This is a genomic window from Pseudomonas sp. P4_C3 (assembly GCF_056402075.1).
Genome location: NZ_JBFUIC010000456.1, coordinates 1 through 2675, shown reverse-complemented (window position 1 = coordinate 2675; position 2675 = coordinate 1). Strand labels below are relative to the sequence as shown.

At 60.5% G+C, this 2675-nt stretch carries 4 protein-coding genes; 1 reads left to right on the top strand and 3 read right to left on the bottom strand.

Going from position 1 to position 2675, the window contains the following annotated elements; translation table 11 throughout:
- The 3 genes from AC1DVH_RS29240 to AC1DVH_RS29230 form a co-directional block, all read right to left on the bottom strand.
- A partial coding sequence (locus AC1DVH_RS29240) for an amidohydrolase family protein (protein WP_477756713.1) occupies positions 1–815 on the bottom strand: 815 nt, incomplete at its 3' end.
- 247 nt (positions 816–1062) lie between these two features.
- Positions 1063–1752, bottom strand: coding sequence for an SDR family oxidoreductase (locus tag AC1DVH_RS29235; protein ID WP_477756712.1), 690 nt, complete (start codon positions 1750–1752; stop codon positions 1063–1065).
- Between the two features lie 19 nt (positions 1753–1771).
- Complete coding sequence (locus AC1DVH_RS29230) at positions 1772–2128, bottom strand: MerR family transcriptional regulator (protein WP_477756714.1); 357 nt, start codon at positions 2126–2128, stop codon at positions 1772–1774.
- An 82-nt stretch (positions 2129–2210) separates the two neighbouring features.
- On the opposite strand from AC1DVH_RS29230, the gene AC1DVH_RS29225 reads away from it, so the two are divergent.
- Positions 2211–2651, top strand: coding sequence for a hypothetical protein (locus AC1DVH_RS29225; protein WP_477756711.1), 441 nt, complete (start codon positions 2211–2213; stop codon positions 2649–2651).
- Positions 2652–2675: the final 24 nt, after the last annotated feature.

Here is a 2675-nt window from a genome sequence, read left to right as displayed (position 1 = left end):
CCATGGGCCAGCCAGGTACGCGGGCCGAGCCAGCCTACGCTGTCCAGATAATCCACGGTGCGCAGGCCGAAGCGTTGCAGGCAGAAATCTTCTTCGTCGAGGGTTTCTGCCAGGTGGGTGTGCAGGCGCACGTCGAGTTTGTTCGCCAGTTCGGCACTGGCCGACATGATTTCCGGTGTCACCGAAAACGGCGAGCACGGTGCCAGGGCGATCTGGATTTGCGCGCCGTCACCACGTTCGTGGTACTCGGCGATCAGCCGCTGGCTATCGGCGAGGATCACTTCGCCTTCCTGCACGGTTTGTTGCGGCGGCAGGCCACCATCCTTTTCACCGAGGCTCATGGAACCGCGGGTCAGCATGGCACGCATGCCCAGCTCGCGAACGCTTTCGACTTGTACGTCGATCGCGTTTTCCAGACCTTCCGGGAACAGGTAGTGATGGTCGGCGGCAGTGGTGCAACCGGACAGCAGCAATTCAGCCAACGCGACCTTGGTGGCGAGGGCGAGTTTTTCCGGCGTCAGGCGTGCCCAGACCGGGTATAGGGTTTTCAGCCAGGGGAACAGCGGCTGATTGACCACCGGCGCCCAGGCGCGGGTCAGGGTTTGATAGAAGTGGTGATGGGTGTTGATCAGACCCGGCAGGATCACATGCTCGCGGGCATCGAACACTTCGTTGCACGGTGCGGACGGTTGTTGACCGGCGCCGAGCACTTCGACGATCAAACCGTCTTGCAGCACCAGACCGCCACGGGCATCGAGACCGTTGGCCGTGAAAATGGCGAGGGGATTTTTTAACCAGGTACGGGTCGCAGGCATGTTGGCCGGCTCCTCTGAAAGTTGGGTTCAGGGTTGCCAGCTCAGTGTTGCCCTGTCTGCTGATCCAGGTTCGCCGGGGAGGCGAGGTGCGCAGTGTCGATCAAAACGCTCTGGCGGGCAAGCCCGACCCGACCAGACGAAGAGTAACCCCTGTAGGAGCGAGCTTGCTCGCGATGGWGTRTCAGCTACATAGCTGTCGGCTGACACWCCATCGCGAGCAAGCTCGCTCCTACAGTAAGGATGGCGTTTACCAGGGAATGGTTTCACCCCGGTAGTTGATGAAATGATGCCCGCCCTGGCCGACATACGCATTCACCTGATCCACCAGACCACGGGTGCTGGTTTCCACGTCGATGTCCGCGCCGTCACCCCCCATGTCGGTTTTCACCCAGCCCGGGTGCAGCGACAGCACGGTGAGTCTGGTTTCGCCCAACTGAGTGACGAAGCTGTTGGTCATGGAATTCAACGCCGCCTTGCTGGCCTTGTACAACGCCAGCTCCGGCGCATCGGGCATGGTCACGCTGCCCAGCACTGAGCTCATGAATGCCAGCACGCCGGTGTCCGGGCGCAGTTGCTCGACAAAACGCTGGGCCAGGTTGAGCGGCGCCACGGCGTTGGTGAAAAACAGCTGACCGACGTCGGCCATTGTCGCGCCACCGTTCGGCGTCTGCACCTCCGGTCCCTTGACCCCGGCATTGACGAACAACAGGTCAAACACTTCGCTCTTGAGTTGCTGGCTCAGGGTGGACACCGCTTGCTGATCGTCCATGTCGAGCTTTTCGATCCGCACCTTGCCCAGGGCCTGCAAGGCTTCGGCTTTTTGCGGATCGCGCACGGTGGCGGTGACTTGCCAGCCATCGGCCAACAGGGTTTTAACCAGCCCGAGGCCAAGCCCCCGGGAGGCGCCGATGATGAGTGCGGTTTTTGCCTTGGACATGAGTGGCTTCCTTGAAAGTTCAGGATCGTGGATTCAATGGACACTGTTGCCCGAGCCGTTGTTGCAACTCGCCGCGCAGCGCGCCGAGTTCGGCCATGCGGGCTTCGATCAGTTTGAGTTTGTCTTGCAGCAGTTGCGTGACGGCGCTGTCCGGATCGGGCGACTGCCAGATTGCAGCGACGCTGTTGCCGATCTCGCCGAGGGTAAAGCCCAGCCGTTGTGCGGTCTTGATGTACTGCACCAGTTGCACCATGTCTGGCGGATAGTCGCGATACCCGTTGGCGCTGCGTTGCGCCGCGATCAATCCGCGCTGCTCGTAAAAGCGTAGCGTGTCGCGGCTGACGGCGCTGGCCTGGGCTAATTCACCGATGCGCATCATCGCGTCTCGAGGGGGCTTGACCCTGGAGCATACTCCAGGCTTTAGCCTTGTTGCTCCCTGAATTGATGGAGCAATGTCGATGTGGACTACAACGCAATATCGCCGGTTGGTGCAAGGCAGTGCCTGGTATGACCTGATCGTGACAGTCGCGTTTGTCACGCCGTGGAGTTTTGCGGCGTTGCATGGGGTTTTGACGGGGGTGAGTCAGGCGTTGAGTTTGCCCGGTGAGCTGCCACTGTTCGAACCGGTGCACATGTTGATAGCGAATCTGTTGGGGTCGATTGTTTGCGTATGGGCGGTGTTGCGGATTCGTGATCCGCAGCAGGTTTTCGGGCGGTATGACGCCGTGGCCAGATTCCTGTTCTCGGTTTGGCAGGCTTATGCGCTGATCCATGGCGCGAGTTCGATTCTGGTGGTTTTTCTGGTGTTTGAATTGGCGTGGGGCATTGCTCAGGTGTTGCCTGTGCGGACGCAATCGCGAGCAAGCTCGCTCCCACATAACCGCGTCTTGCGCAATTAATGTGCCTGGCGCAGACCCTGTGGG

What these genes read in the sequence shown, in the direction of transcription:
- AC1DVH_RS29225 (WP_477756711.1), top strand. Translation starts at nt 2,211, where the DNA reads ATGTGGACTACAACGCAATATCGCCGGTTGGTGCAAGGCAGTGCCTGG.
- AC1DVH_RS29230 (WP_477756714.1), bottom strand. Translation starts at nt 2,128, where the DNA reads ATGCGCATCGGTGAATTAGCCCAGGCCAGCGCCGTCAGCCGCGACACG.
- AC1DVH_RS29235 (WP_477756712.1), bottom strand. Translation starts at nt 1,752, where the DNA reads ATGTCCAAGGCAAAAACCGCACTCATCATCGGCGCCTCCCGGGGGCTT.